The sequence below is a fragment of the Haloarcula amylolytica JCM 13557 genome, from assembly GCF_000336615.1.
Classification (GTDB): Archaea; Halobacteriota; Halobacteria; order Halobacteriales; family Haloarculaceae; genus Haloarcula; species Haloarcula amylolytica.
Genome location: NZ_AOLW01000012.1, coordinates 26,843 through 48,693 on the forward strand (window position 1 = coordinate 26,843; position 21,851 = coordinate 48,693).

The window sequence follows — 21,851 nt, forward strand, 5'->3', positions numbered from 1 at the left end:
GACACAAGCGAGTGTGACGTGGCACCAACGATCAAGTCACGGGAAGATATCGATGGCTGTGGTTGTCTCGAATGCCGAAACATCGAGACGACGACCACCAATCGGACCGTCCTTGATGCGTTGGTCTGGTCCGTTCGCCTGTTTCGCTCCTACCCGTCGATCATCGCCTTCGCGGGTGTGACTATCTTGGCCAACCGACTTCTCGAGACAGACATCATCAACGGGCTCCCGATGCCTGTAATCGGCGTACTCGATGCTCTGACGGCGTTTGTGTTTATAATCTTGATTCGAGCTTATGTGGGAACGATTGTCGCCGGAGAACTGACTGATAACTCTGTAACGATGCGCGAAGGAGTCCATCGGAGTATCACCCGAACACCGGCGTTGATTGGCGTAACACTGCTTATCGTTTGTTCTGTAATGACGGTTCCGTTCTTTCTGTTTCTGCCACTACTCCTCCTTGCTGGCGCTATTCCGGGAAACCCCGCAGATATAGTTGGCTTTCCCGTCGTTGCGGCGGTGGGTGGGCTCGTTTTTGCCGTGCCGTTTCTCGGCTTGTTGTTCAAGTTTTGGTTCGCACCGGAGGCCTGCGTTATCGGCCAATATAGCCCTCTCAAATCACTTCGGATTAGCTGGCAGATTACGACGAACTACCGTCGGAAGTTCGTGCTCATCGCAGTAATCGCTATCGGAAGTGTAAGCAACCTTTATCTACCCGAAATAGGGACGAGCGTCGCTTCGGTGACGCCTGTTTTGCGTGTGTTCTCTACAAGCGTTGGAGACCTACTTTCAATCGTGTGGGCGAGCGCGTACGCCCACCTCTACATCCAAGAGATTGTATCGTAAACGCAGTTCCCCCAGACAGAAACAGGAGGAAGAGTTAAAGAGACCGGACAGCACAGCGACTTCATTTGTTTTAGACAGGTTCCGCTGAATCGATTTCAGCGTGTGTTCGGCGTGATTACTCGATTTCTAACTGACCACTTCCGCCGCCCTCCTCGCCATCATTTTCGTCCCATTCGAGTTCGAACTCAACACTTAGCTCCGTCATATTGTCTGCCGGCCCTTCACGTTCGGCTTTGACCTCGAAGGTCGGTCGGGCAGGGGGATCCAGCGTTACGGACTCGGAGCCTGCTTTCAGGTTGATAGCGTTTCCGCTGTCGAGATTATCCGCGACTTTCCGGAGGTACGATGCGATCTCTTCTCGGCTCTGATCACTTTCTGACTTGAACAGGACTTCTTCGGGCATACAGGAGTCGATACACAGCCTGCACCAATAAAGCCGCCTGCCGTGTGGGTGCGACGTGATCACGTCACCGTCGAACTACCCGATACAGTCGGTACACTGAGCAGGACACGTTTCGAAGAACGTCTCATCTATTCCCAGCGATGTGCAATCGTCTCAGCGTTGAAGTGTACTGTATCCGACAATCAACTGATGACAGAACGTTCCACGGACTTGATATCGGGTGCGTCGAGCCGAACCCCGACCTCGTCGCAGACGAACTCACCGCCGGGTCGGCGTTGCTGTTCGGACAGGCGGACGAACAGATCCCCGTTACGGTCGTCCGGGGAGTGGAGTACGAAGACGGCGTGCCGAATTCGGACGGTGTCGTCCGCCGCGGACTCCGAAAGAGTGTCCAGCTAACGGCTCGCCTGAAGGCCCGCGAATGGTTCTGATAGCGACGCTATAAGCTATAGTAGCCATTGAAAATCAATGCACACCGGATCGCACAACTGCAGTGCGAGCAGTGTGTAAATCGTTTCAATTGTTACTATAGAGTCGGGATACTGGAGAGGTCATCGAACCATTGGTACACATTGACGATGGTGTGCCTGTGCTGATAGTCACTCGGCGGCGCGATCCATCGGGTCTTCGAGTTCACCGGTGATTGCCTCGAAGGCGTCTGTCGCGGTGAGGAGACCAACGACGACGTCGTCGAGAAAACCCGGCAGGTCGGCCGGGATCAGACCCAAACCGAGATCCTCGCGATGGATATGGCAACAGCTGAGGGGTTACTCAAAAAACGCTACATCGGCCTCGATCTGTTGGAGAACACTGACCACAAGGCCGCCACAGGTGGCGTCACACCCGTTGTGGTGGAGTCTACGCCCTAACCCTGTGACACCGGATAGGACGCGAACCGACACTGAACCAACGCTGCTGGACGCGGTGGTACGTGCCCTGCCGCCGTCGACGCCGCTGTTTGCTAGCTGCAGGAACCGGGAGCGACCCCTTTCGTACAGGAGTGTAGTGATTGGTCGTAACACAAACGGAGCGACCACAGCGATTCCAGTGGTCACAACAGGTGTGACAGGGCAATGAAAGGTCCCCGACTGGGGAGGTGTATACAACCCCCGATGAGGACTCTGTGTAGAAACTGGGATAGCGACGCTCACCGACTATGGAGCGTCCACTGTTGATTTGGGTCCCCTTCCCAGTGCCACTGGTGGACGTTCGCGCCGGGTTGTTCGCCGTCAAGCACGCGACCGCTGTGTTTGTTGATGAACGCGTAGCGGTCGTCTCCGACTGATACAGCGTACCACCGCTGGTTCGCATTCCCGGTCCAAGGCCACTGGATGATGTCGACCGCGTCGTCTGTTCCTTCGTTTTCCACATCGAGTACCTTGCCGCTGTGTACTGCGTCAAGTCGGTACGTGCCGTCGTCAGTCGGTTGGATACTGAACCGCTGGTGGTCACTCTCAGTCCAGTCGGCCTCAACCGCGCTCGCACCGTCGCTGGTATCCCCATCCGTGATTTCGATGACGTTGCCCGTCTCTACCGAGTGGACCGAGTAGACTCCTTCTGAAATCGGGGGCGTATCACTTGTCCCATCCAGCCCGGCGACACTCAGTCGGCGGCATAGCGGGACGATATCGGACGTTTCGTAGTAGTCGACACGGATAAGGTTCGGATTCAGTTCCGGAGCGACGCTGACGACTTGCTCGTACAGGGGTAACATCGCGTTCGTCTGCTGTGCGCCGCTGTAGAGATCTGTTGGTGCGCGGATGATCCACTGTGTCTCGCCCAGCCGGTCCGTTTCAGTGTGGTCGTTCCTGACACCGTTTGCCAGCACATCCCCTGGTGTAGCTGTGTCTGGATAGGAACTCGCTACCCAGTCGGCCCACGGCGCGGTGAAATCAGGCAGTGAGACTGGGTCGTCGTGCTCCGTGAGCGTCCGATAAAAGATCGCTATCTTCGGTCTATCGAACTCGGAGAGTGTTGCATCAAGGAGGGCATCAGTGCCGCCCACCGCACCCAAGTCGAACGCGTACGCCCCGAACGTGTCGGTCAGGAGCGTCGACAGCGCTTCCCAGTCGTCTGCCTCGAACGCATCGTCGCTGAACGCACCGGAATCATAGAAATGCGAGAGCTTGAGTAAGATCAGTTCCGAGGCCCCGGCGTTGTCGACCGCTGAGAGGTACTGGGCAATCTTTGGGAACACCGTCTCATCGAGGGACTGGCCGGTTTCATCGGCGTGATGGCCGTAGAATACGGTTCCGTCGCCGTCACCCTGTGACTCGACGCGAACGTCCAGAAACCGGATTCCGTCCGAGAGTTGCGTGTAGACATCTCTGGTCTGGCAGTCATAGTACTCTGGCGAGTCCGGCTCATCAGTCACCATCGCAGCGTGATGGGTCCCGGGGAAGCTTAGTTCCCGAACCGGTGTTTCGGGGACGGCATCCGTCTGCCACGTCTTCGTTTCGAACGAACTCTCTGCTGTTGCTGTGTGCGTCATCACTGTCCCTCCGAGTGCCGTACCACCGACCGCGAGGCCGGCCGTCTGTAGCACTGCGCGCCGACTCGCCGGGTAGTTTCCGTCCGAGACGTGTTCGTCCGTCGTGTGACGCCTGTTCTGCATGTTATTTGCCATTGTGTTGTCTGAAATCTCTCATTCGCCTGTACAATACTGTCCACAGTATGCCGAGTTCTACCGATGGTATGTCGCCACATCTTACGGCCGGCTACCGGTGGGAACGGCGGTGTCTGTAGATAACTCGGTCTGTCGAATCCGCGCTCCCGTTTCGACGTCGAACACGTAGGCACGCTCGCCGGAGACGCCCAGCCAGATGGCGTCACCCCGTGTAACGCTCACGTCAAACGGAGCTCGAACTGCAATTTCCCTGCCGTCGCCGTCGAACCGGACCGTGAGTAGTTGCTCGTCGCCCATCGGTTCCGTTACTGTGACCTCGGCTTTGGCTGCGCCGTCGATTGGTGACTGGTGAACCGAGAAGTACTGGGGCCGGACGCCGAGGACGAATGGGTCGGTGTCGTCAACAGCAGTGGGTAGTCCTTCAACGCTGAGGGCAAACGTAGCGTCGTCGGCAGCCACGACTCGCTGTGAGCCGGGCGCTTTGCGGCGGACCCGCAGGAAATTCATGCTCGGGCTGCCAATGAAGCCGGCGACGAACTGGTTTGCTGGGTCGTGGTACACCTCGGCCGGCGTCCCGACCTGTTGGACGGTCCCATCGTTCATCACGATGAGCTTGTCGCCCAGTGTCATCGCCTCCTCCTGGTCGTGGGTGACGTACAGCGTCGTGATGTCCAGTTCCCGCTGGAGCTTCTTGATCTCGTTTCGCATCTCAACTTTCAGTTTCGCGTCGAGACTCGCCAGCGGCTCGTCCATCAGGAACACGCTCGGACGACGGATGATCGCTCGGCCGATGGCGACCCGCTGGCGTTGCCCGCCGCTGAGTTCGTCTGTCTCGCGGTCAAGCAGTTCGCCGATGTCCAGCGTCTCGGCGACAGCTTCGACCCGCTCCCGTCGGGTCGATTTGTCGACGCCCTCCACTTTGAGCGGGTAGCCGATGTTCGCCGCGACGCCCATGTGCGGGTACAGGGCGAGTTCTTGGAACACCATCGCGATGTCGCGGTTTTTCGGATGCCTGGCGGTGATGTCTGTCCCGTCAATGCGGATTTCGCCCTCGGTGGGGTCGGTAAGCCCCGCAAGACAGCGCAGCGTCGTCGTCTTGCCACAGCCGCTCGGGCCGAGCAACACGGCGAACTCGCCGTCCTCGACGGTGATATCGATATTTTTTGCACCAATCTCGTTTCCGTACCGTTTCGTCACGTCGTCGTAGCGTACGCGTACCATTAGTAATCGCTCCGCTTGTCGCTAGTTATTGTCTGTACTCGGTTCCGTGTCGTCGTCATCGGACCGCCCCCATCGTGAACCCACGGAGCAGTTTCTCCCGGACGAGGAACGCGAACAGCAAAACGGGGGCCATCGCAATCGTCCCCGCCACGGTCAGCAGCTCCCACTGAATCGCGTAGGCCGTCTTGAACGTCGCAAGTGCGACGGGGAGGGTCTGTGCCTCGGTGTTGCTCGTAAGAATGACCGCAAACAGCAACTCGTTCCAGGCGTTGATGACGGTGAAGATGGTCGCCGCGATCAGCCCCGGGCGCACCATCGGCAACACGATCTTGAAGAACGCGCCGAGTTCCGTGTGCCCGTCGAGAACGGCGGCTTCGACGATGCTGTCCGGGAGCTCGGCGAAAAAGCCCTTCAGCATCCAGACGACGAAGGGGATGTTGAACGCGGCGTAGGCGAGCACGAGGCCCAGCCGCGTGTTGAGCAGGTTCGCGGTATCGAAGATGACGTACAGCGGAATCACGGTCACGATGGGCGGCAGAAAGCGCGTCGTCAACACGAGGAAGGGCAGGTGGAATCGACCAAGGTCGTACGGGAACTCGTAGTTCACGAACCCGTAGGTCGCTGCGGTCCCGAGCAACACTGCGAGGGCGGTCGAGCCGACCGTCACGACAACGCTGTTGAACAGAAACTCGTAGAACGCCGGACGCTGGGCGAACAGTTCGGGGTAGTTCCCGACCGTGAGCGCGGTCGAGACCAGTTTCGGCGGCGTCGCGAGCAGGTCACTTCGGGTCCGAAGCGACCCAGACACCATCCAGTATACCGGGAACAGCGTCCAGACGACGAACAACAGAGCGATGCCGTTCGTGACGGTCGGGACGAGCCCGTAGCTGTCGAGCGTCTCGTGGATGCGCTCGACGCCGGCAAGCAGCGCCCTGCCGACGCCCCGTTTCGGTTTCGTGTCGGTCGCCATCTCAGAACTCCACCTCCGACACCGTCGCGAAGGCGTAGGTGATCGCTAGGGCGATGAGCAACAGGAGCAGCGCCATCGTCGATGCCCGTCCGTAGTTCCCGTAGCTGAACGCTTCCCGGTACATCGCCATGCTGATGACCTCCGTTGACTTTGCCGGGCCGCCCCGGGTAAGGACAAACACCTTCGCAAACACGCGCATCGTCCCAATGACTCGGAGGATGAGGACCAGCACGACGAGTTCCTTGATGTACGGCAGTGTCACGTCGACCAGTCGCCGCATCCGGCCGGCACCGTCCATCATCGCCGCCTCCTGGACGTGGTCGGGGACCGACTGGAGGCCAGCGAGGACGATAAGCGTCACCAGCGGCGTCATCTGCCAGACATCAGGGAGGACGAGCGCGTACAGCGCAATGGAGGGGTCGCTCAGCCACGGAACCGGGCCGTTCGTCAGCGGGGTGACCAGTGAATCGAGAACCCCGCCGTTCTGGTACAGCAACTGCCACAGCAGCGCGACAACCGTCGGCGAGATGACGAGCGGAACGAGGCCGATAGTCTGGATCAGCCCCCGGAACCGCACCTTGCTGTTGAGGACGAACGCGATGGCGATGCCCAGGCCGACCTCAAGCGAGACGGCGAAGAACATGAACTTCGCCGTGATCCACAGCGACTGCCAGAATGCGCCCGCCGTTAGTATCGCTACGTAGTTTTCGAGCGCAACGAACTGCCGCCCGCCCGTGTCGAACTGGTACAGTGACAGCACCAGCGCACGACCGACCGGATAGATGAAAAACGCCGCGAGAACGGCAAGCGCTGGAAGCGTCAAGATCCACCGGAGGTGATCCTCGACCCACAGCAGGACACGCTCGTAGCGGCCGCCGCCGACCGTCTCGGAGTAGTGTGACATGGCTATCGACTGTCCCGGTCCGGTTCAGTAGCCGTTCTCATCGAGAATCGATTCGATCTGTGACTCGGCCTCGGTCATCGCCTCCTCGACGGTCATGTCGTCGACGAGCGCGGCGTTCAGCGGCTGCCCCTGTGCGGTCTCGATCTCGCTCCACAGCGGCGTCCGGGGCCGCGGTTTCGCGTTCTGGAGGCTACCGTACAGGGCCTCGAACCACGGCTGGGCGTCCATGTTTTCCTCAAACGTGTCGTGTCGGAACGGCACGCCACCGAGGTCGACGTACTGCTCTTGGGCCTGCTTCGAGACAAACGACTGGAGCACGTCGCCGGCGGCGCTTTTCGTCTCCGCATCGGCGTAACTGTTGATGCCGAGCAACCAGTTCCCCTGAACAGGGGCCGCCCGCTTCTCACCCTCCGGAATCGGCAGGAACGTGATGTTCTCGTACTCAGTTGCCTTATCCTCGTTCAACAGGAGCGAGGTCCCGGAGGGCCACTGTGGGGCCGCAGCGATACTTCCGTCAGCCAGTCCCGAGAGCACCTGACTGTTATCAAAGGAGGCGACCCCGTCTGGGCTGATAGAACCGAGATCGTTGACGAAGAAAGAGGCTGCCTCGACGCCGCTGTCGTCGGCCCAGTCGTAGCCCCAGTTCTCGTCAAACATATTCCCAGCCATGCTCATGCCGACGCTGAAATACGAGGACATGATCGGGTTCCCGCTCTTGCCGCGCATGGCGTACCCTTCCGCACCGTCGACCTGCTCAGATATTTTCTGTCCAGCGCGGAAGACGTCCTCCCACGTCTCGGGCAGATCCTCGCCGACCTCCGAGTACAACCGCTCGTTAACGACGAAGATGTGTGAGTTCCCGACCGCACACAGCGCTTTCAGTTCCGGTTCAGCGTCCTGTGCGTTCGGCGGGACTGCCTCACCGGGCGTCGGCCAAGTCCCGATGTCGAGGGTCTGCTGGATGATCTGGCTGGTCGGCAGCGAGTCGACGTGGTCCCGGATCGGCGCGAGATGCCGCGCGAACTGTGGCATCCACGGATCGTCCATGGCGACGATGTCGTAAGTCGCCTTCTCGCTTTGAAACATCGTCGAGAGTTTTTCAAAGAGGTTCGCGTTCGGGAGAATCGTCGTCTCCGTCGTCACGCCGACTTCCGATTCGACGTGGTTCTTTAGCAATCGCTTGATCAGCTCCCCGTCACCGCTGGACACAGCGAGTGTGATCGTCTGGGTCCCCGACCCACCGCTTGAATCGCCGATACACCCCGAGAATGCCGTCGCCCCCGCCGCACCTGCAGCGGTGATGAACCGTCGCCGCGTCTGTTGGGCCTCACCCTGCGATGTGGTGCTGTTCCGTGTCATCAACCAGGAGAACTACAAGTATATAAAAAAGATCTTATAATATTATGCTATACGTCGCTATATATCTACAAACCGGGGTATTTAAACGAACGTGGTCATGACGGCTACTAATTTTCGCCCTTCTTGCTCCTACCGGCCGTCCGTCTTGGGGACAGTCCCGGCCGACACCAGCGCGACGAGATCCTGATGGATGGCCTCGTTTGAGGCCAGCACCATCTCGCTGTTTTTTCCGTCAAGAGCTTTGATGCGGGTCACCTCGCCGCCGGCCTCCTCAACGATTTTGACACCTGCCGCAGTGTCCCAGACGGAGAGTTGCCGCTCGAAGAACGCGTCGAACTGCCCGGCGGCGACCATCGCTAGTTCGCCAGCCGCCGAGCCGAACCGCCTGACGCCCTGTGTCACATTGAGGATGGTGCGGAAGTGGTCGTATTCCTGTGCCTGCATCGACGCTGTGTCGAACCCTGTCACGATAAGCGCCTCGGACAATTCAGTCGTTGCCGACAGTGACAACTGCTGGCCGTTGGCGTATGCACCACCACCCTCGATGGCAGTGTACATCGTCTCTGAGGGGACATGATAGACAATTCCAACATCTGGTTCGCCTGCGCCCTCGAAGGCAATAGAGATGGAATAGTGGGGGATGCCATTGAGGAAGTTCGTCGTGCCATCAATCGGGTCGATGATCCAGCGCGGTTTTGTCGTGAACTCCGGCGCACTCTCTTCGGAAACGACAGTATGGTCGGGAAACTGCCCACTCAGCTCCGCTAGTATGGTCTCTTCGACCGTACGGTCTGCCTCAGTGACTATATCGCCGTTGTGTTTCACTTGAAACTGATCGGCGGCCGGTTTGACGGACTCAAGCGTCCGGCCAGCTTTCCGCGCGGCCCGGACAGCGGCCCACAGTTGCGGGTATGTTGCATCTCGCATACCCGGCTGTTCCGGGCAATACTAAATTGGATTGCTATGAACGCTATACAGACCTCGATACCGCTCCCTACAAGGGGTGTCTTTTTACGATATCAATGCGGGTGAGAAAGTCGCCGATGCCACGGGCCAATGGAGGTTGCGCCGTGCTCGCATATCAGGGAGCTACTCTGGCCGCAAATATCCCGGAATCCAAATCCACCTTCCAGCAGTTATCACAAGATGGAGTCTATCAGCTCGGGCGGCTGGAGGGCATCAGCGACATGAGAATGTTTGTATCGAGAAGGTACGTCATATCTGTTCGCGGGCATCCCGGACCTCGGCAACAGCATCCACATCAACATCAACGGCGACTGCAACAAGAGCGTCCCCAAGTCCGAGATCCTCATCATCAGTCGGATCTAAACGGGTAAACTCCCGAAAATCATCTGTTGTGAGACTTATATGTATCACTTATAGTGGCGGTTGAAAAATGCGCCGGTGACTTTGCCTGCCGATTGCCACCGGGTATTAGCTGTTCGGTGCTCATGTTCGGGGCACCACTTATCGGGGAGACGCAAACCCGCCTCTACGCCAGCCAGAGCACTGATGTCTTTGGCTCGGATAAGAAGAACTGATTCGGTGTTCTGGTCAGTGACGAACTCGGCGAGCGTGGCCAGCGGTATCGTTTTGTCGCCGTCGATGCTATCAACCGCACGTCGATTGTGGCGTGTATGGGACACCTCATGGGTGGACTCCAGAGACGTCCCGTTTCTCACGGGAGCCAGTTGCTACTGAACTCTAGAGGACTTTGCAACACGACCAACTTTTAGTGTTCTTGGACTGCCCCCGAATATATGGCTAAAGCCCTCTCTGAAACGCGTCCAGGGCGAGTGGTGGACGTTATTCTCGCCGCAGTCAGTCTATTAGCTGTTCTAGACCACTTTAGCGTGGTTGAGGTTACTTCGACAAGCATCTACATATTCTTCTTCGCTCTTGTGAAGCACGTTGTTGATTTTCAGAGGGCGGCGTCGAGAGCATGTTTGAGCGCTTGGTCACCTGGTTTTCTGTAGAGTTCGCGGCGGAGCTGAAAGGCTCTGAGATAGGGTGTTAGCTTGTCTTTTGACACTCCTCGGTGGGGCGAGAGCCACCGTCGCGTCAGCGATGCGTGGCTCTCGCACGTGTTGACGTGGATGTCGCCGTCAGCGTATTCTCCGTCGCCGTGGATGACGTATTTGCGGGTGAATGCGTCGTCTTCTTCGAGCGGTTCGTACGCTCGAAATCCATCTGTATAGACGGTCAGCGACTCCTCGTCGTGGTCAGCAAGCAGGAGTCGAATGGTCGATTCGTCGGCGGATTTCGCTGGCACGACGTACCGGTGGTCCGAGCCACGATCGACCAGCGTGAACACCGGTGGTTTGTCGCCGTCGTACGATCCTCGTCCACGCGTGGCCAGGCCACGCGAGCGCGACTCCTGGTCGCGCTCGCGGCCTTTGAGGCCGGCAGAGACGTACACTTCGTCGATTTCAACTGGTCCAGACAGCGTGATAGAAGGCGCGTCGAGCGCTCTGGCAAAGCACTCGACGCGCCATCTCACCGTTCTGTACGAAAGATCGAGTTCCGCCTCAATCTGCCGAATGCTCGTGTTAAACCGTAAGAACACGTAGATCGTAAAGTACCACTCTTTCAGCGAGAGCTTCGAGTGAGCGAAGATAGTGTCGGTCTTGTCGTTGAACGTCCGACCGCAATTCTTACACAAATACCGTTGATACACTCGATAGCTGCCGTTTCTGACCGTCAGGTCAGAACGGCAGCGGGGGCACTCAACGCCATCACGCCAGCGAACCTGTTGTAGCAGGTCCGCTGCAGCCGATTCCGACACGAACCGGCTTATTGGGAACATATCGGGCACCGCTGGCGCGGTGCCCTTGCCCTCTTCGACTTTCAGCCGCAGCTCTCCCCATCAACAATCTACTTCGCAAGAGCGTTCTTCTTTATTACTCCTCTTGGGTTTCTCCGTTTATATGTCGATTACCGATACAAGAAGCGGCCCACAAAATAAACAAACTTATTCTTCGCTTATATGACTGTGTAGACTACGCATTATCTCGCCTGAAATAGATTCGTATCATTCGGGGCGCAGCCGCTTCCTCAGTCCTCGTATCAATGCTTCTCCTTGACCAGACTCTCTTGGAGACCATCGTCTCAGCAGTTGCTATTGGGTTTGGAGGCGTATTGAGTCTGGAGTTATTTGAGTACACTCAGTCGCACAACCAATAACCGGTGCTGAATAGTAAGAGACTGATTGCGGTGACAGGTGCACTACCTGTACTGATCAGTAGCCGTGGATGAGCGGTAGCTGTGTATAGCCTATCATTCCCACTCAGGACTGCAGCAATAGCCAACCGACCGACACCGGGGCGAGCGTGGTACCCACATATCGATCCGCCCCGCCAGTGGGTATGAGCGAGTGGATCGTCGACGTTCGTGGGGGCGTCTGCCACCAGTGCGACAGCCAGTATCAGCGCCTCACACAGCACTGGTCGCGGAGCAAGCGTTTTCGTATCGTGATCTGAGTGATGCCCAGCACGAGGCGATTCAGGGCTGTCTGGTGGGTGACGGGGATTTCGACAATCCGAACGACGGTCCGCCGGCGCTGCGGATATCCTCAATGCGGCGGCCCCAACCCTCATAGGTTCGTGCCCAGCTCGGCTGGCTTGTCCGCGGGATTACTCGCGACACTACTGGACGCGGTGGCACTGCCCTGCCGCCGTCGACGCTGCTGTCTGCTGGCTGCAGCAACCGGGAGCGACCCTCTGTTGTCAGGAGTGTAGTGAGTGGTCGTAACACGAACGGAGCGACTACAGCGATTCCAGTGGTCACAACAGGTGTGACGCCAAGTCCAGTCACAAGACCTTCCTGTAGCTTGCATCCCCGGTTTGGGTTAGCGACGGTGTCCGGTTTTCCGCATATATAGAGATATCGGATACTCACTGTGCTAACCAAAATATACCACAGATATTTTTGCCTTAGCCCGAATACGATGACCGCAAGCAAAATGGCGGGCAACAGTCTTCCCGATGAAGCGCCTGGCGAGTATGTTCCCTTCGGACGCCGGCCATACTATCTTCCAGATCCACTGCCACCGGCACATGCCCTCGAATTCGACGCCGACTTCCAGCAGTTGCTGCAGGACGCCATCTATCAGCTCGGGCGGCTAGAAGGGATCGGCGACGAGACGGAAGCCAATCCGTTGCTGTACACGACAATGGTCCGTCGCGAAGCCGTCGAATCGGTCGTGCTTGAGGGTGCAGATATCGATATTGAGGACGTATTCCGGTCCCAGGAGCTCGCCGATAGCGGCACCACTCGGAAGGATGTCCAAGAAGCACTCAATTACGAGCGGACGATCACTGAAGGTGCGACTCGGATTTCCGAGGGCGACCAGATCACACTTGGACTGTTACAGAACCTGCACGAGTTGCTGATGGCGGACGTGCGTGGTCACTGTGAATACCCTGGGGAGTTCCGTGCGAAGCCGATCAATCTCCCGGCAGCCTCGTCGTTCCAGGAACCATTCGTCCCGCCAGCACCGGACCGGATTCCGGAGCTGATGACGAATCTAATCGAGTACTGCAACACGACCAGCGAGTACCACGACCTTGTCCAGCTTGGGCTCGTCCACTATCAGTTCGAGACCATTCACCCCTTCGAGGATGGGAACGGCCGCCTGGGACGTATCCTCATCACGTTACAGCTGATTCAGAACGGCTACCTCACACAACCGTATCTGTATCCAAGCGCGTATTTCAACCGCAACAAAATCGAGTATGCCGACCGGATGCGAACAGTCAGCGAAACGGGTGCCTGGGAGCCTTGGCTAGAGTTCTTCGTCGAGGGGATTCGCTCACAAGCTGCCGAGGCAGTCACACGAACGAACAATCTTCGGAATCTCCGTCGAGAGTACGAGCGAACCTATGGACACGAGAAAACAGCCGCCGACCGGCTGGCGATGCGCCTGTTCAAGCAGCCATACCTGACCACGAACGACGTCGCTGAGCTACTGGATGTGACCGCACAGACAGCACGGAACGCAATTCAAGAACTTGAAGCACAGGACGTCCTGACCGAAACAACGGGGAAAGAGCGGTATCAGGAGTTCAAGGCTGTCGATATCTTTGACATTCTCGACCAGCCCCTAGAGTGAGAGCGGGGCCAAAACGAACTAGCTTGGTCTGTATTGTGTGCTTCTCCGACATAGCTGGTAGTCAAGACGCTCTCTCTGGAACGCCTCTCACCCGGTGGAGGCTCACAAAATACGGGCGAGTTCCCTTACTGTCGGACTAGGATTGCTCTAGCGGTTCGACCCACTCGGGAGCGCAATCATGGGTCCCGCCGTAGATCGAGTGCTCGGGGTACTGGTCGTCGTCAGCCTCGACAGCGACGATCACGTTGCCGCCGGAACGCGAAATCTCTGTAACGGTTCCGACGACTACATCGAGTGGGCCGTCTCCGTCGGTCCAGTCGGCTCGAACGTGGTCGCCGCGGTCGAAGTCATACTCCTCGAAGGAAGGTGCTGTCGTACTCATGATCTCCTCCGGCTCCGAGGGAGACACAAAATGGCTCGGATACCAGCCAGAGTGCTGATACTGCTTGCCGAGAGAAGAAGAACTGATGACCNGACACAAAATGGCTCGGATACCAGCCAGAGTGCTGATACTGCTTGCCGAGAGAAGAAGAACTGATGACCGAATTGCGGGTCCGGAAACCCGATAGTTGGACAATCGTCTCGTTTCCCGACGCAGTTGTGACAGGACTACGAGGTGTGGACGATAATCCCGTCTGACTGGATTTTAAGCGTAATTTGGTCGACTTGGAGTGTGAATACTTTCCGATGGTGACCGTCCGGGTCGTACCGCATCGCCGTGGTGACGACGGTAGCTGCCTTCAGCTCCTTGAGTCGACGGTACACCGTCGGTCGTGAGCAGTCACAGGCCGCGACGATATCACGCGCTGGCATGGGGCCATCTTGCAAAGCAGTCACGATCTGGCGGGTGTACTGGTCTTCCAGACACGACAGTAGTTCGTCGGCCGTCGGTCCGGCGTGCATTTCGTCGGAGCCCGACGATGATCGCGTGGTGGCACTTGTCATTAGGCCGCACGCTCCCGTCCGACGGAAAGGAATGCATCGGTCATGAGGCCGCCGGCCGCAGCAACCACGTTGATGACATTACACAGTATCCAGATTCCGGCAACACCGACGGCGGCAACACCGATTGCCTCTGGGAGGGTTGAGACGGCGTACTGTCCGAACTGGTAGTTTGCTCCTGGATCGTCGTAGACGAAAGGGGCGGCCAACAGCGTGCCGACTAGCGAGGTGCCGGTGATAGTGACGACGAAAGCCACTATCCCGTAGACGAATTTCAGGAGGACTACCGCTACGCTCGTCCAAGTGGTCGGTTCAGTGGCAAAACGCCACACTGCCGCAAGATAGCCGTCATCGGAGTCAAGTGTCTCTCGTGGCGATGGAGGGGTTGCCACTTCTTGATCCAGCAAGACCGTTGCGAGGCGAGCTTCCAGTCCGGCTGCTCCCGTCGTGGCGACGAGCGTCACGAGCAAGACCGGAAGGCCCACCAGTGTGAATGCCAACCCGAGGCCGAGGGAGGACCCTGTGGTGAATGCAACAAAGTAAGCCACCCCCAGCGGGAACGCGAGCAGGAGGTAGAGCAGTCGCTTGTACGTCGCTGTACGAACCGGTGCGGTGACGAACTGTTGGAGCGTGTCACCTGCAGTCGTTTCCATCATCTGTCTCACGGGTAGACAGAGGTCCGAATAGATGGTATATACACACTGACGGCTGTCGGTTGGACAGCTGTGGGAAAGATTTATTAACTAGAACTGAACGTCCGGTAGATGGCAAGCAGACCAATAGTGTGTGAGAGTGTTGCGCCCAGCAGGGCCTGTGCGTCAGTCAGCGGCAGTAGTGGGGTAACTACCTCGACGACGAGGAACGGAACAACAGCGATAGCCACGATACCGATTGCCAACCCACGCATCACCGGACTGTCGTTGCGTCGGTAGCCGCGGAAAGCCAACGACGCGACGATGATACCGAGCAGTGCAGTCCCGGCTGCACCAACCGTGGCGAGGGTATCTAGCACAGTCATCGGTCCCCCTGATAGATTACTGCGAGGATAACGAGCAATCCCATTGCTTCGACCGCGGTGGTTGATAAAACGCGTACTGGAGTAGTTACAGTGATAATATTCCCTGCAGTGAGACGGAGGAGCATTGGCGCTGGAGCCAGCAGGAACATCCCGATGGCCAGTAGTAGAATGGGCCTGGAACGCGACTGGAGATATCCCTGCAGGAATCGATATGTAACGAGCACGGCGAGCACTGTCGCCACAAGAAAGGTAATCAGCGCCGCAATGCTGGTCACCGTTGCACCACCTTCCACAGTCACTTGCAGCGGTATGTGGTTATTGCAGATCATCCGGTAAATTCCTCGTATAGGCGTGTAAAGCGGTCGGAAGGCGGTTCACGGCGGTCGACATCAATCTCGACGCCCGAGTTCGTAAATTCGATTTCGACCCGTTCCAACCGGGCCGAATACGTTTTGTAGTGGTGGCCATCGGGGTCAAGCTCCTGATGAGCGATGAGGAGGTCTCGGTCTTGTAGCCGGTCCACGAGGCGATACACTGTCGAGTCATCGGCCCCACAGCAGTTGCTCAGCGCCTCAACCGACTGAGACTCCTCTCTTGTCTCGACCAGTATCGTCCGGACGTTCTCATCATCGAGGAGCGTGAGGAGCTCCTCGTCCGGCTCGCCGGCCGGCTCCATCAAAATGTGGTTGTGCCGCCCGGGGTATTAATTACAGTCCTGCGTCTCAGATATTGCAGTCCCCCGATATCTTTAGACGGCGGCTTTCCAAAGTATGCCTGTGCCCGCGTCGTTGCCTTCCCTCCGATCTATCGTTGTCACGCCGTTGCAACCTCGGACCTACCTCCATCTCCTCTATCTCGGGCTGGCTTTTCCCTTCGGGATAGCGTACTTTGTCATCCTCGTTACGGGGTTTTCGATTGCAGTGCCGCTGACTGTCCTTATTATTGGCATACCGTTGTTCATCGTGACATTACTTATTGTTCGAGGACTGGGTGCCGTTGAGCGTTTGCTCGCCAATGTCTTACTCAGTACTGACATCGCCGCGCCAACGTATCCGTTCCGGGACGGCAGTGTGCTAGGCCGCCTGCGAGCGCTCATAGTGAACCGTCGAACGTGGGCCGAGTGTGGCTATCTCCTATTGAAATTTCCCGTCGGTATCGGTGCTTTCGTGTTCCTCGTGACTGGACTGACAATGTCGATTACATTGCTTGCCACACCGGTGTTCTACGACGAACCCGGCTTGCGCGTCGGTATCTTTCCCGCTGACCCGGTCACGCTTGCGCCGTCACTGTCAATTCCGTGGGGCAACGTGCTAGTTGGTGCGGAGTTCGTAGTCACAGTCAGTGAGTGGGCTGTCGACTCGTTGGCTGACGCGCTCTTGTTCTCGGCCATCGGCGCCGTCCTGTTTCTGCTAACGCTGAATATCGTCAACCTCGTGGCGTGGCTATCTCGTCGGTATACACGCGCCCTTTTGGGAGATCCAGCCGCGGTGTTGGATTGGCTCTCGAGCCTCTAGACGGCACTTGGCTCTAGCTCAGTTGACTGCTCTGTTGCGTAGCGGCGTTAGTCAAAGTAGTCAGATTTGAGTTGGGCCCTCAGGGGTTGTGCCGGTGGTCTAAAGATCGGTGTCACTTCAGCGTCGCTCAGAGGGCACTATTTAACACAGCCGACAGAATGCTTCCTGATCAGTGGGCATTCTATATTGACTACTGGTGAAACTGTGCTGGTTTTGTATGAAAGGTTGGTATCTTCACGTACTCTTTCACTTTGCCGGGCATCAGCACTCACCTGTCTTCTTCATTGTCACACCACCTCCGCACGGCGCTGAGCCCCCAGTTGCGCATACTTAACACGCAGGTGTAGTGAACGGATAGTTCATCTCGATTGCAGCGAAAGGAATACGATTCGTATCGTTCTATGACATCCTCGGTCGTAACAAAAGTATAGCTGTCCGAGTGCGAAGCCAGCCAACTCTTCAACAATGCCGGAGACACAGAACGGCGGGTTACAGTATCATTTGCCATACAGTCTGGACTCCGCTCAAAGGCAGGCGCTGTCGTACTCATGATTTCCTCTGGCTCCGAGGGAGACACAAAACCTCAGCTGTTCACCGGTCGGTCATGGACGTCGAACACGAATCGTATCGTAGCCAAATTGCACTCCCATCTACGAGAACAGACGTTTTCGACCGCACAGGTGAGACTACACGACGCGATATGCGAATAGCGCAGCCAAACACTCAATAATCGGGTTATCCAACAGACGAGTATGGCTACTATCGAAATTGACGAAGAGGTGTATGAGGCGCTCCAGATTCCTGAGGGAGAGCGGCCGCAGGCAATGAAACAAGAATTAGCTGTCTCGCTTTACGCACGTGATATCCTTCCGTTCGGGAAAGCGCGTGCATTGGCAGAACTGTCCCACCGAGAGTTCCAAGCGTTACTCGGAGACCGCGAAATCCCACGCCATTACACCGACACTGAACTTGCCGAAGACCTCGACTATGCCGAATAGCGAGCTTGTAGTCTCGGACACGTCACCGCTGCTGAATCTTGCACTTATCGACCAACTCACCCTTCTCAAATCGCAGTTTTCGAGCATCACCATTCCACGTCAGGTTTGGGACGAACTCACTGATGGAGAGGCAGGTGTAGACGCGCTTCGCTCGTTGCGTGACGATGAGTTCCTGACGATCACCGAGGTCGAACAGTCGCACCTCTTCACTGAAATCTTCCACGAACTGGATCTCGGGGAAACAGCTGCTATTTGTCATGCCATCGAGCACGATGCTGACCTCATCCTTTTGGATGAAAAAGACGGTCGACAGGTCGCTCGGAGACACAACCTGACGGTAACGGGAGTCATCGGGATACTACTCCGCGGAGCCAATGCTGGAGACATTGAATTAAAATACGAACTTGACGCCCTTCGTGACGCTGGCTTCTGGATCTCCGATGAGCTTTACTCAAAAGTCCTTTCTGAAGCAACGGAATAGTTACCGCTCCCACGGAAAGAAGCCATTCCGCTCGCGATAGGCACTGATCTGGTCCTGAAACGCTTGTTCCTGGAAGTCTGGCTCGTCGCCGTGGATATCCTCCGGTGAGACGCCGTCGGGAAGATGCTCATAGCCCGTGACATCCTCCGTGTCATCCTCCTGTTCAGGTTCGTGTCGGTGCTGCCCACACTCTCTGCAGGTCCAGATCATGCGGTCAAGATGTGGGTGACACTCGAAGCCATCGAGCCCGTGAGATTCGTGTCCCGTCACGGCGCCACACTGGCGACAGTAGAACCCAATTCCAATTATCTCCGGTTCAGCTCTTGCCTGATGGCGCTGCACGACGCCGGGAACAAGCCAGTACGTCCCATCATCCTCTCGGAACTCATCCGTGAGCTGCTGGAACTCCGAGCGGTCGGTGACTGGCGACCCGTCCTCGAGGTAAATCCGTGGCTGGACGTCGTCTCCATCCCCGCCCCAGTTGGTCTGTTCGTCGGCTGTCTCCAAGAGCGCCTGTCCGGATTCCTCGTCGAGCGTGGTTTCGGTCGGCAGGTCGGGCCAGCCCTGCGTGAGAGTGGCGGCTGGCTCGGTCCCGAAGGCTGCTCGACACTTCACGGTTCCATGAGAGACACCCTCACCGCTCGCGATGCTATCAGACACGGAGAAGGCCGCAGCGCCGAGGGCTCGTGCATGGAAGTCAGTGTTCGCTTCGACGAGTGCAAGTACTACCTGACCGAACGTCCACTCCCCAAGTGGGCTGCTATCCTGATCGTCGAACGAAGTCTCTGAGATGTCGGTTTGAGCGCAGAACGGACACTGGCGTTCACCACGGGGAATATCCTGTCCACAGGTCCGACAGGTGCGAGCATCATCCTCTGTACGGTCGGGATACTTGGTGGATTCGAGGACTTGTTCCCGTCCGTTCCCTCTCGTGTCAGGATCGGAACTCGCTGCGCCGCGGATATCAGCGGGATCGTACTCAGGATTCCGGTCAGTCACACGCTTGGTTGCGTTCGTCATGGCATTTAAACTCCAGCCCCGAGGGAAGCACAAACCGACAGAGACCGAAACTGGACGAGTTGGCTACTCGTCCCTGTGTTGTCCACCACTGTGTGGCGTCATCACGCTGATCGGCGGCAATATTTATACAGACGACACGGAAGAGGTTGTGAGCATGACCTGCCCGGTTACTCGTTGATTATCTTGATGAGGACATCTTCTGTGACGAGAGTGAAGTCAGTGATGACTGGTGAAAGCACCCACAAAAACGTTGACTTTGAGTAGAATAATCGGTTTTCATGGGCTCAGAATCGACTCATCTCAGAGTCCATTTTCAGTATGGGACTCATTTATGTCTGTTTCGCCTGTCGCTTCCGGAGCATGAAGACACCGAACGTGTGTCTCCCGAACCTCTTCGAGTGACGGATGGTGTTCCTGACAGGATTGTGTCACGGCCGGACAACGTGGATGGAATGGGCAGCCTTCCGGTCTATCTGCTGGGTCAGGAGGAGCACCGTGAAGCGGCACTGGCGGGGGATCTCGTGGGTCATCACTCGGAATCGCACGGATTAACGCTTCAGTATAGGGATGGTTTGGGGACTGGAACAGGTCGCCTGCTTGCCCGACTTCGACGAGTTCGCCAGCATACATTACCGCGACCCTATCAGCGAGGAACCTGACGACATTGAGGTCATGGGAGATAAACACGTAGCCGACACCGAACTGCTGTTGTATGTCTGCGAGAAGTGAAAGAACTCTCGCCTGTGTGGCCATGTCGAGTCCGGAGACTGGCTCATCGAGTACGATTATATCGGGGTCGTGTGCAATCGCTCGGGCGAGAGCGACGCGCTGTATTTCGCCGCCGGAGAGTTCCCGGGGATACCGGTCAGCGATTGCTGGCGCGAGATCAACACTGCACAACAGCTCAGCGACCTCGTCTGGACCGGTGTCATGTAGGGAAGCCGAGGTGGCGTCGCTACTGGCTTCAGCAATTGATCGACCGATGGGCCACCGGGGGTCAAAGCTTCCCCGGGCGTGTTGAAACACGACGCCGACTCGCCGCCGTTGCGCGGTGGAACGCTCTGAGAGCTCACCGACGCGCGTTCCATCGAGACGAACTTGCCCATCGTCCGGGGTGAGCTGCCCGGTGATGAGTTTCGCGAGTGTTGATTTCCCGCAGCCACTCTCACCAACAAGTCCCAGTGTTTCGCCTCGTTGGACGGCTAAGGATACATCACAGACCGCTTTCGCCGGTGAGTCGCTGCTACGCAACCGACCGAGGACGGATCGTGTCGATGAAAACGCTTTCGAGACGTTTTGTACTTCGACCACAGGAGTACCAGACTGCACATCATCTGGAGTTTGGTTACGCTGTGTCATTCTGTTGTCCTCCGTTAGCTGCCGGAATCTCCTGCTGTTCGGACACGAACTTGGCTTCAGAGAACGGTGCTTCGACGCAGGCGAGTCGGTGGTCCGACGCGGCCTCAGTCGTCGGAATCGGCCCAGAGCGACACGTTTCGGTCACATACTGGCAGCGGTCGGCAAACGGACAGCCCTCGTGGCTGCTGCTGGGGTCTCGTGGACGTGCCATGGCGGACTGGACTTGCTTGTCAGCGTCGCTGTTTCGGACCGAACACGAAAGGAGTGCTCTCGTGTACGGACGTTCCGGTGCGGTCAGTATTCGCTCGACGGGACCGGCCTCCATTACCTGTCCGTCATAGAGTACCACGACACGGTCACATGTCTGTGCAATCACACCGATATCATGGGAGATAAGCAGTATGCCGATATTCTGCTCGTCACGTAACGAGCGCAATCGACTGAGAATATCTGCCTGTGTGGTTGTGTCAAGTGCTGTTGTTGGCTCGTCGGCAACCAGCAACGCGGGTTCACTGGCCAGTGCAATGGCGAGGACTGCTCGTTGCCGGAGGCCACCAGAAAATTCGTGTGGGAATGACGATACATTTGCTTCCGGGTTCGGGATGCCTACTTGGTCCAGCAACTCGATAGCGCGCTCCCGTGCGTTCTCCCACGCTGACCGGTCACGGAACGGTGACACACCGAGGAAATCTAGCAGACGTTGTGTCTCGCTCGATTCGTGTACCCGAACCGATTCTGCGATCTGCTCGCCGACCGAAAACACAGGGTTCAAGCTTTCCGTCGGGTCCTGAAAGACCATCGAGAGCTTATTTCCACGTAGTCGACGCAGTGTCGCTTCAGTGGCAGTTGTTAGCTCTCTTTCAGCAAAGGTAATGGATCCGCCAACGATGTTTCCCGGGTCTTCAAGTCGGCAAATTGATCTGGCAGTAACAGACTTGCCGCTCCCACTTTCACCGAGTATACCGACAATTTCGCCCCGGTCGACGGTGAACGACACCCCGTTGACCGCGTCGACAGTCCCGTGATCAGTGTCGAAACGAGTCTGTAAGTTCTCGACGCGAAGCAGTGGTTCACTCATTG

Annotated in this window: 25 protein-coding genes and 1 pseudogene; 8 read left to right on the forward strand and 18 right to left on the reverse strand. The window is 57.4% G+C overall.

Annotated features, from left to right (window positions below):
* Positions 1-18: 18 nt before the first annotated feature.
* The gene (locus C442_RS05525; RefSeq protein WP_239642266.1) at positions 19-846 is read left to right on the forward strand and encodes a hypothetical protein; all 828 of its coding nucleotides are present in this window, start codon (positions 19-21) and stop codon (positions 844-846) included.
* 115 nt (positions 847-961) lie between these two features.
* On the opposite strand, the gene C442_RS05530 is transcribed toward C442_RS05525, so the two are convergent.
* Positions 962-1,249 carry an amphi-Trp domain-containing protein gene (locus C442_RS05530; RefSeq protein ID WP_008308543.1) on the reverse strand — a complete coding sequence of 96 codons (288 nt, stop codon included), beginning with the start codon at positions 1,247-1,249 and terminating at the stop codon, positions 962-964.
* 140 nt (positions 1,250-1,389) lie between these two features.
* Between C442_RS05530 and C442_RS05535 the strand changes: the two genes are divergently transcribed.
* Entirely contained in the window at positions 1,390-1,680 is a 291-nt protein-coding gene (locus C442_RS05535) for a F420-dependent oxidoreductase (RefSeq protein ID WP_008308544.1), read from the forward strand.
* A gap of 168 nt (positions 1,681-1,848) precedes the next feature.
* On the opposite strand, the gene C442_RS22845 is transcribed toward C442_RS05535, so the two are convergent.
* Positions 1,849-1,977 carry a hypothetical protein gene (locus C442_RS22845; RefSeq protein ID WP_008308546.1) on the reverse strand — a complete coding sequence of 43 codons (129 nt, stop codon included), beginning with the start codon at positions 1,975-1,977 and terminating at the stop codon, positions 1,849-1,851.
* On the opposite strand from C442_RS22845, the pseudogene C442_RS20805 reads away from it, so the two are divergent.
* A pseudogene (locus C442_RS20805) lies at positions 1,930-2,118 on the forward strand (hypothetical protein); the annotation flags it as partial. The gene C442_RS22845 and the pseudogene C442_RS20805 sit on opposite strands and share 48 nt — an antisense overlap.
* 278 nt (positions 2,119-2,396) lie before the next feature.
* Here C442_RS20805 and C442_RS05540 read toward each other — a convergent pair.
* From C442_RS05540 to C442_RS05565, 6 genes are all read right to left on the reverse strand, one after another.
* The gene (locus C442_RS05540) at positions 2,397-3,875 is read right to left on the reverse strand and encodes an RICIN domain-containing protein (RefSeq protein WP_049942849.1); all 1,479 of its coding nucleotides are present in this window, start codon (positions 3,873-3,875) and stop codon (positions 2,397-2,399) included.
* A gap of 81 nt (positions 3,876-3,956) precedes the next feature.
* On the reverse strand, positions 3,957-5,096 hold the full coding sequence (locus tag C442_RS05545; RefSeq protein ID WP_008308552.1) for an ABC transporter ATP-binding protein: 1,140 nt from the start codon (positions 5,094-5,096) through the stop codon (positions 3,957-3,959).
* Between the two features lie 55 nt (positions 5,097-5,151).
* Positions 5,152-6,066, reverse strand: coding sequence for a carbohydrate ABC transporter permease (locus C442_RS05550; protein WP_008308555.1), 915 nt, complete (start codon positions 6,064-6,066; stop codon positions 5,152-5,154).
* Position 6,067: 1 nt separating this feature from the next.
* The gene (locus C442_RS05555; RefSeq protein WP_008308557.1) at positions 6,068-6,970 is read right to left on the reverse strand and encodes a carbohydrate ABC transporter permease; all 903 of its coding nucleotides are present in this window, start codon (positions 6,968-6,970) and stop codon (positions 6,068-6,070) included.
* 24 nt (positions 6,971-6,994) lie between these two features.
* Positions 6,995-8,329 (reverse strand): extracellular solute-binding protein, encoded by a 1,335-nt coding sequence (locus C442_RS05560; RefSeq protein ID WP_008308559.1) that lies wholly within the window; start codon positions 8,327-8,329, stop codon positions 6,995-6,997.
* A 129-nt stretch (positions 8,330-8,458) separates the two neighbouring features.
* Complete coding sequence (locus tag C442_RS05565) at positions 8,459-9,256, reverse strand: inositol monophosphatase family protein (protein WP_008308561.1); 798 nt, start codon at positions 9,254-9,256, stop codon at positions 8,459-8,461.
* Between the two features lie 270 nt (positions 9,257-9,526).
* Here C442_RS05565 and C442_RS22850 point away from each other — a divergent pair, with 270 nt between their 5' ends.
* Positions 9,527-9,658 (forward strand): hypothetical protein, encoded by a 132-nt coding sequence (locus tag C442_RS22850; RefSeq protein WP_255359470.1) that lies wholly within the window; start codon positions 9,527-9,529, stop codon positions 9,656-9,658.
* A 592-nt stretch (positions 9,659-10,250) separates the two neighbouring features.
* Here C442_RS22850 and C442_RS05570 read toward each other — a convergent pair.
* On the reverse strand, positions 10,251-11,135 hold the full coding sequence (locus C442_RS05570) for an IS1595 family transposase (protein WP_008308563.1): 885 nt from the start codon (positions 11,133-11,135) through the stop codon (positions 10,251-10,253).
* A 1,155-nt stretch (positions 11,136-12,290) separates the two neighbouring features.
* Here C442_RS05570 and C442_RS05575 point away from each other — a divergent pair.
* Complete coding sequence (locus C442_RS05575) at positions 12,291-13,439, forward strand: Fic family protein (RefSeq protein WP_008308565.1); 1,149 nt, start codon at positions 12,291-12,293, stop codon at positions 13,437-13,439.
* A gap of 136 nt (positions 13,440-13,575) precedes the next feature.
* On the opposite strand, the gene C442_RS05580 is transcribed toward C442_RS05575, so the two are convergent.
* The 6 genes from C442_RS05580 to C442_RS05605 form a co-directional block, all read right to left on the reverse strand.
* The gene (locus C442_RS05580; RefSeq protein ID WP_008308566.1) at positions 13,576-13,821 is read right to left on the reverse strand and encodes a hypothetical protein; all 246 of its coding nucleotides are present in this window, start codon (positions 13,819-13,821) and stop codon (positions 13,576-13,578) included.
* Positions 13,822-14,048: 227 nt separating this feature from the next.
* Complete coding sequence (locus C442_RS05585) at positions 14,049-14,384, reverse strand: winged helix-turn-helix domain-containing protein (RefSeq protein WP_008308568.1); 336 nt, start codon at positions 14,382-14,384, stop codon at positions 14,049-14,051.
* Positions 14,384-15,037, reverse strand: coding sequence for a sensor domain-containing protein (locus C442_RS05590; RefSeq protein WP_239642268.1), 654 nt, complete (start codon positions 15,035-15,037; stop codon positions 14,384-14,386). The genes C442_RS05585 and C442_RS05590 overlap by 1 nt, the downstream gene beginning before the upstream one ends.
* An 83-nt stretch (positions 15,038-15,120) precedes the next feature.
* On the reverse strand, positions 15,121-15,399 hold the full coding sequence (locus C442_RS05595) for a DUF7521 family protein (protein WP_004966836.1): 279 nt from the start codon (positions 15,397-15,399) through the stop codon (positions 15,121-15,123).
* Complete coding sequence (locus C442_RS05600; protein ID WP_004966837.1) at positions 15,396-15,728, reverse strand: hypothetical protein; 333 nt, start codon at positions 15,726-15,728, stop codon at positions 15,396-15,398. The genes C442_RS05595 and C442_RS05600 overlap by 4 nt, the downstream gene beginning before the upstream one ends.
* Complete coding sequence (locus tag C442_RS05605; protein WP_008308573.1) at positions 15,725-16,075, reverse strand: hypothetical protein; 351 nt, start codon at positions 16,073-16,075, stop codon at positions 15,725-15,727. Before C442_RS05605 ends, C442_RS05600 begins: the two co-directional genes overlap by 4 nt.
* Before the next feature lie 94 nt (positions 16,076-16,169).
* Here C442_RS05605 and C442_RS05610 point away from each other — a divergent pair, with 94 nt between their 5' ends.
* From C442_RS05610 to C442_RS05620, 3 genes are all read left to right on the forward strand, one after another.
* A complete protein-coding gene (locus tag C442_RS05610) occupies positions 16,170-16,913 on the forward strand; it encodes a sensor domain-containing protein (protein WP_008308575.1) in 744 nt (247 codons plus the stop codon).
* Positions 16,914-17,665: 752 nt separating this feature from the next.
* Positions 17,666-17,911 carry a UPF0175 family protein gene (locus tag C442_RS05615; RefSeq protein ID WP_008308579.1) on the forward strand — a complete coding sequence of 82 codons (246 nt, stop codon included), beginning with the start codon at positions 17,666-17,668 and terminating at the stop codon, positions 17,909-17,911.
* The gene (locus C442_RS05620) at positions 17,901-18,392 is read left to right on the forward strand and encodes a DUF3368 domain-containing protein (protein ID WP_008308581.1); all 492 of its coding nucleotides are present in this window, start codon (positions 17,901-17,903) and stop codon (positions 18,390-18,392) included. Before C442_RS05615 ends, C442_RS05620 begins: the two co-directional genes overlap by 11 nt.
* Here the strand turns inward: C442_RS05620 and C442_RS05625 are convergent, their stop codons facing one another.
* From C442_RS05625 to C442_RS05630, 3 genes are all read right to left on the reverse strand, one after another.
* On the reverse strand, positions 18,393-19,412 hold the full coding sequence (locus C442_RS05625; protein ID WP_008308583.1) for a hypothetical protein: 1,020 nt from the start codon (positions 19,410-19,412) through the stop codon (positions 18,393-18,395). It lies immediately after the preceding gene.
* 300 nt (positions 19,413-19,712) lie between these two features.
* Positions 19,713-20,771 carry an oligopeptide/dipeptide ABC transporter ATP-binding protein gene (locus C442_RS23065; protein WP_080504288.1) on the reverse strand — a complete coding sequence of 353 codons (1,059 nt, stop codon included), beginning with the start codon at positions 20,769-20,771 and terminating at the stop codon, positions 19,713-19,715.
* Entirely contained in the window at positions 20,758-21,849 is a 1,092-nt protein-coding gene (locus C442_RS05630; protein ID WP_008308588.1) for an ABC transporter ATP-binding protein, read from the reverse strand. The genes C442_RS23065 and C442_RS05630 overlap by 14 nt, the downstream gene beginning before the upstream one ends.
* Positions 21,850-21,851: the final 2 nt, after the last annotated feature.

Bases quoted from the DNA above. Each gene is read 5' to 3' on its own strand.
- C442_RS05530 (WP_008308543.1), bottom strand. From the start codon at position 1,249: ATGCCCGAAGAAGTCCTGTTCAAGTCAGAAAGTGATCAGAGCCGAGAA.
- C442_RS05535 (WP_008308544.1), top strand. From the start codon at position 1,390: ATGTGCAATCGTCTCAGCGTTGAAGTGTACTGTATCCGACAATCAACT.
- C442_RS05540 (WP_049942849.1), bottom strand. From the start codon at position 3,875: ATGGCAAATAACATGCAGAACAGGCGTCACACGACGGACGAACACGTC.
- C442_RS05545 (WP_008308552.1), bottom strand. From the start codon at position 5,096: ATGGTACGCGTACGCTACGACGACGTGACGAAACGGTACGGAAACGAG.
- C442_RS05550 (WP_008308555.1), bottom strand. From the start codon at position 6,066: ATGGCGACCGACACGAAACCGAAACGGGGCGTCGGCAGGGCGCTGCTT.
- C442_RS05555 (WP_008308557.1), bottom strand. From the start codon at position 6,970: ATGTCACACTACTCCGAGACGGTCGGCGGCGGCCGCTACGAGCGTGTC.
- C442_RS05560 (WP_008308559.1), bottom strand. From the start codon at position 8,329: ATGACACGGAACAGCACCACATCGCAGGGTGAGGCCCAACAGACGCGG.
- C442_RS05565 (WP_008308561.1), bottom strand. From the start codon at position 9,256: ATGCGAGATGCAACATACCCGCAACTGTGGGCCGCTGTCCGGGCCGCG.
- C442_RS05570 (WP_008308563.1), bottom strand. From the start codon at position 11,135: ATGTTCCCAATAAGCCGGTTCGTGTCGGAATCGGCTGCAGCGGACCTG.
- C442_RS05575 (WP_008308565.1), top strand. From the start codon at position 12,291: ATGGCGGGCAACAGTCTTCCCGATGAAGCGCCTGGCGAGTATGTTCCC.
- C442_RS05580 (WP_008308566.1), bottom strand. From the start codon at position 13,821: ATGAGTACGACAGCACCTTCCTTCGAGGAGTATGACTTCGACCGCGGC.
- C442_RS05585 (WP_008308568.1), bottom strand. From the start codon at position 14,384: ATGACAAGTGCCACCACGCGATCATCGTCGGGCTCCGACGAAATGCAC.
- C442_RS05590 (WP_239642268.1), bottom strand. From the start codon at position 15,037: ATGATGGAAACGACTGCAGGTGACACGCTCCAACAGTTCGTCACCGCA.
- C442_RS05595 (WP_004966836.1), bottom strand. From the start codon at position 15,399: ATGACTGTGCTAGATACCCTCGCCACGGTTGGTGCAGCCGGGACTGCA.
- C442_RS05600 (WP_004966837.1), bottom strand. From the start codon at position 15,728: ATGATCTGCAATAACCACATACCGCTGCAAGTGACTGTGGAAGGTGGT.
- C442_RS05605 (WP_008308573.1), bottom strand. From the start codon at position 16,075: ATGGAGCCGGCCGGCGAGCCGGACGAGGAGCTCCTCACGCTCCTCGAT.
- C442_RS05610 (WP_008308575.1), top strand. From the start codon at position 16,170: ATGCCTGTGCCCGCGTCGTTGCCTTCCCTCCGATCTATCGTTGTCACG.
- C442_RS05615 (WP_008308579.1), top strand. From the start codon at position 17,666: ATGGCTACTATCGAAATTGACGAAGAGGTGTATGAGGCGCTCCAGATT.
- C442_RS05620 (WP_008308581.1), top strand. From the start codon at position 17,901: ATGCCGAATAGCGAGCTTGTAGTCTCGGACACGTCACCGCTGCTGAAT.
- C442_RS05625 (WP_008308583.1), bottom strand. From the start codon at position 19,412: ATGACGAACGCAACCAAGCGTGTGACTGACCGGAATCCTGAGTACGAT.
- C442_RS23065 (WP_080504288.1), bottom strand. From the start codon at position 20,771: ATGACACAGCGTAACCAAACTCCAGATGATGTGCAGTCTGGTACTCCT.
- C442_RS05630 (WP_008308588.1), bottom strand. From the start codon at position 21,849: ATGAGTGAACCACTGCTTCGCGTCGAGAACTTACAGACTCGTTTCGAC.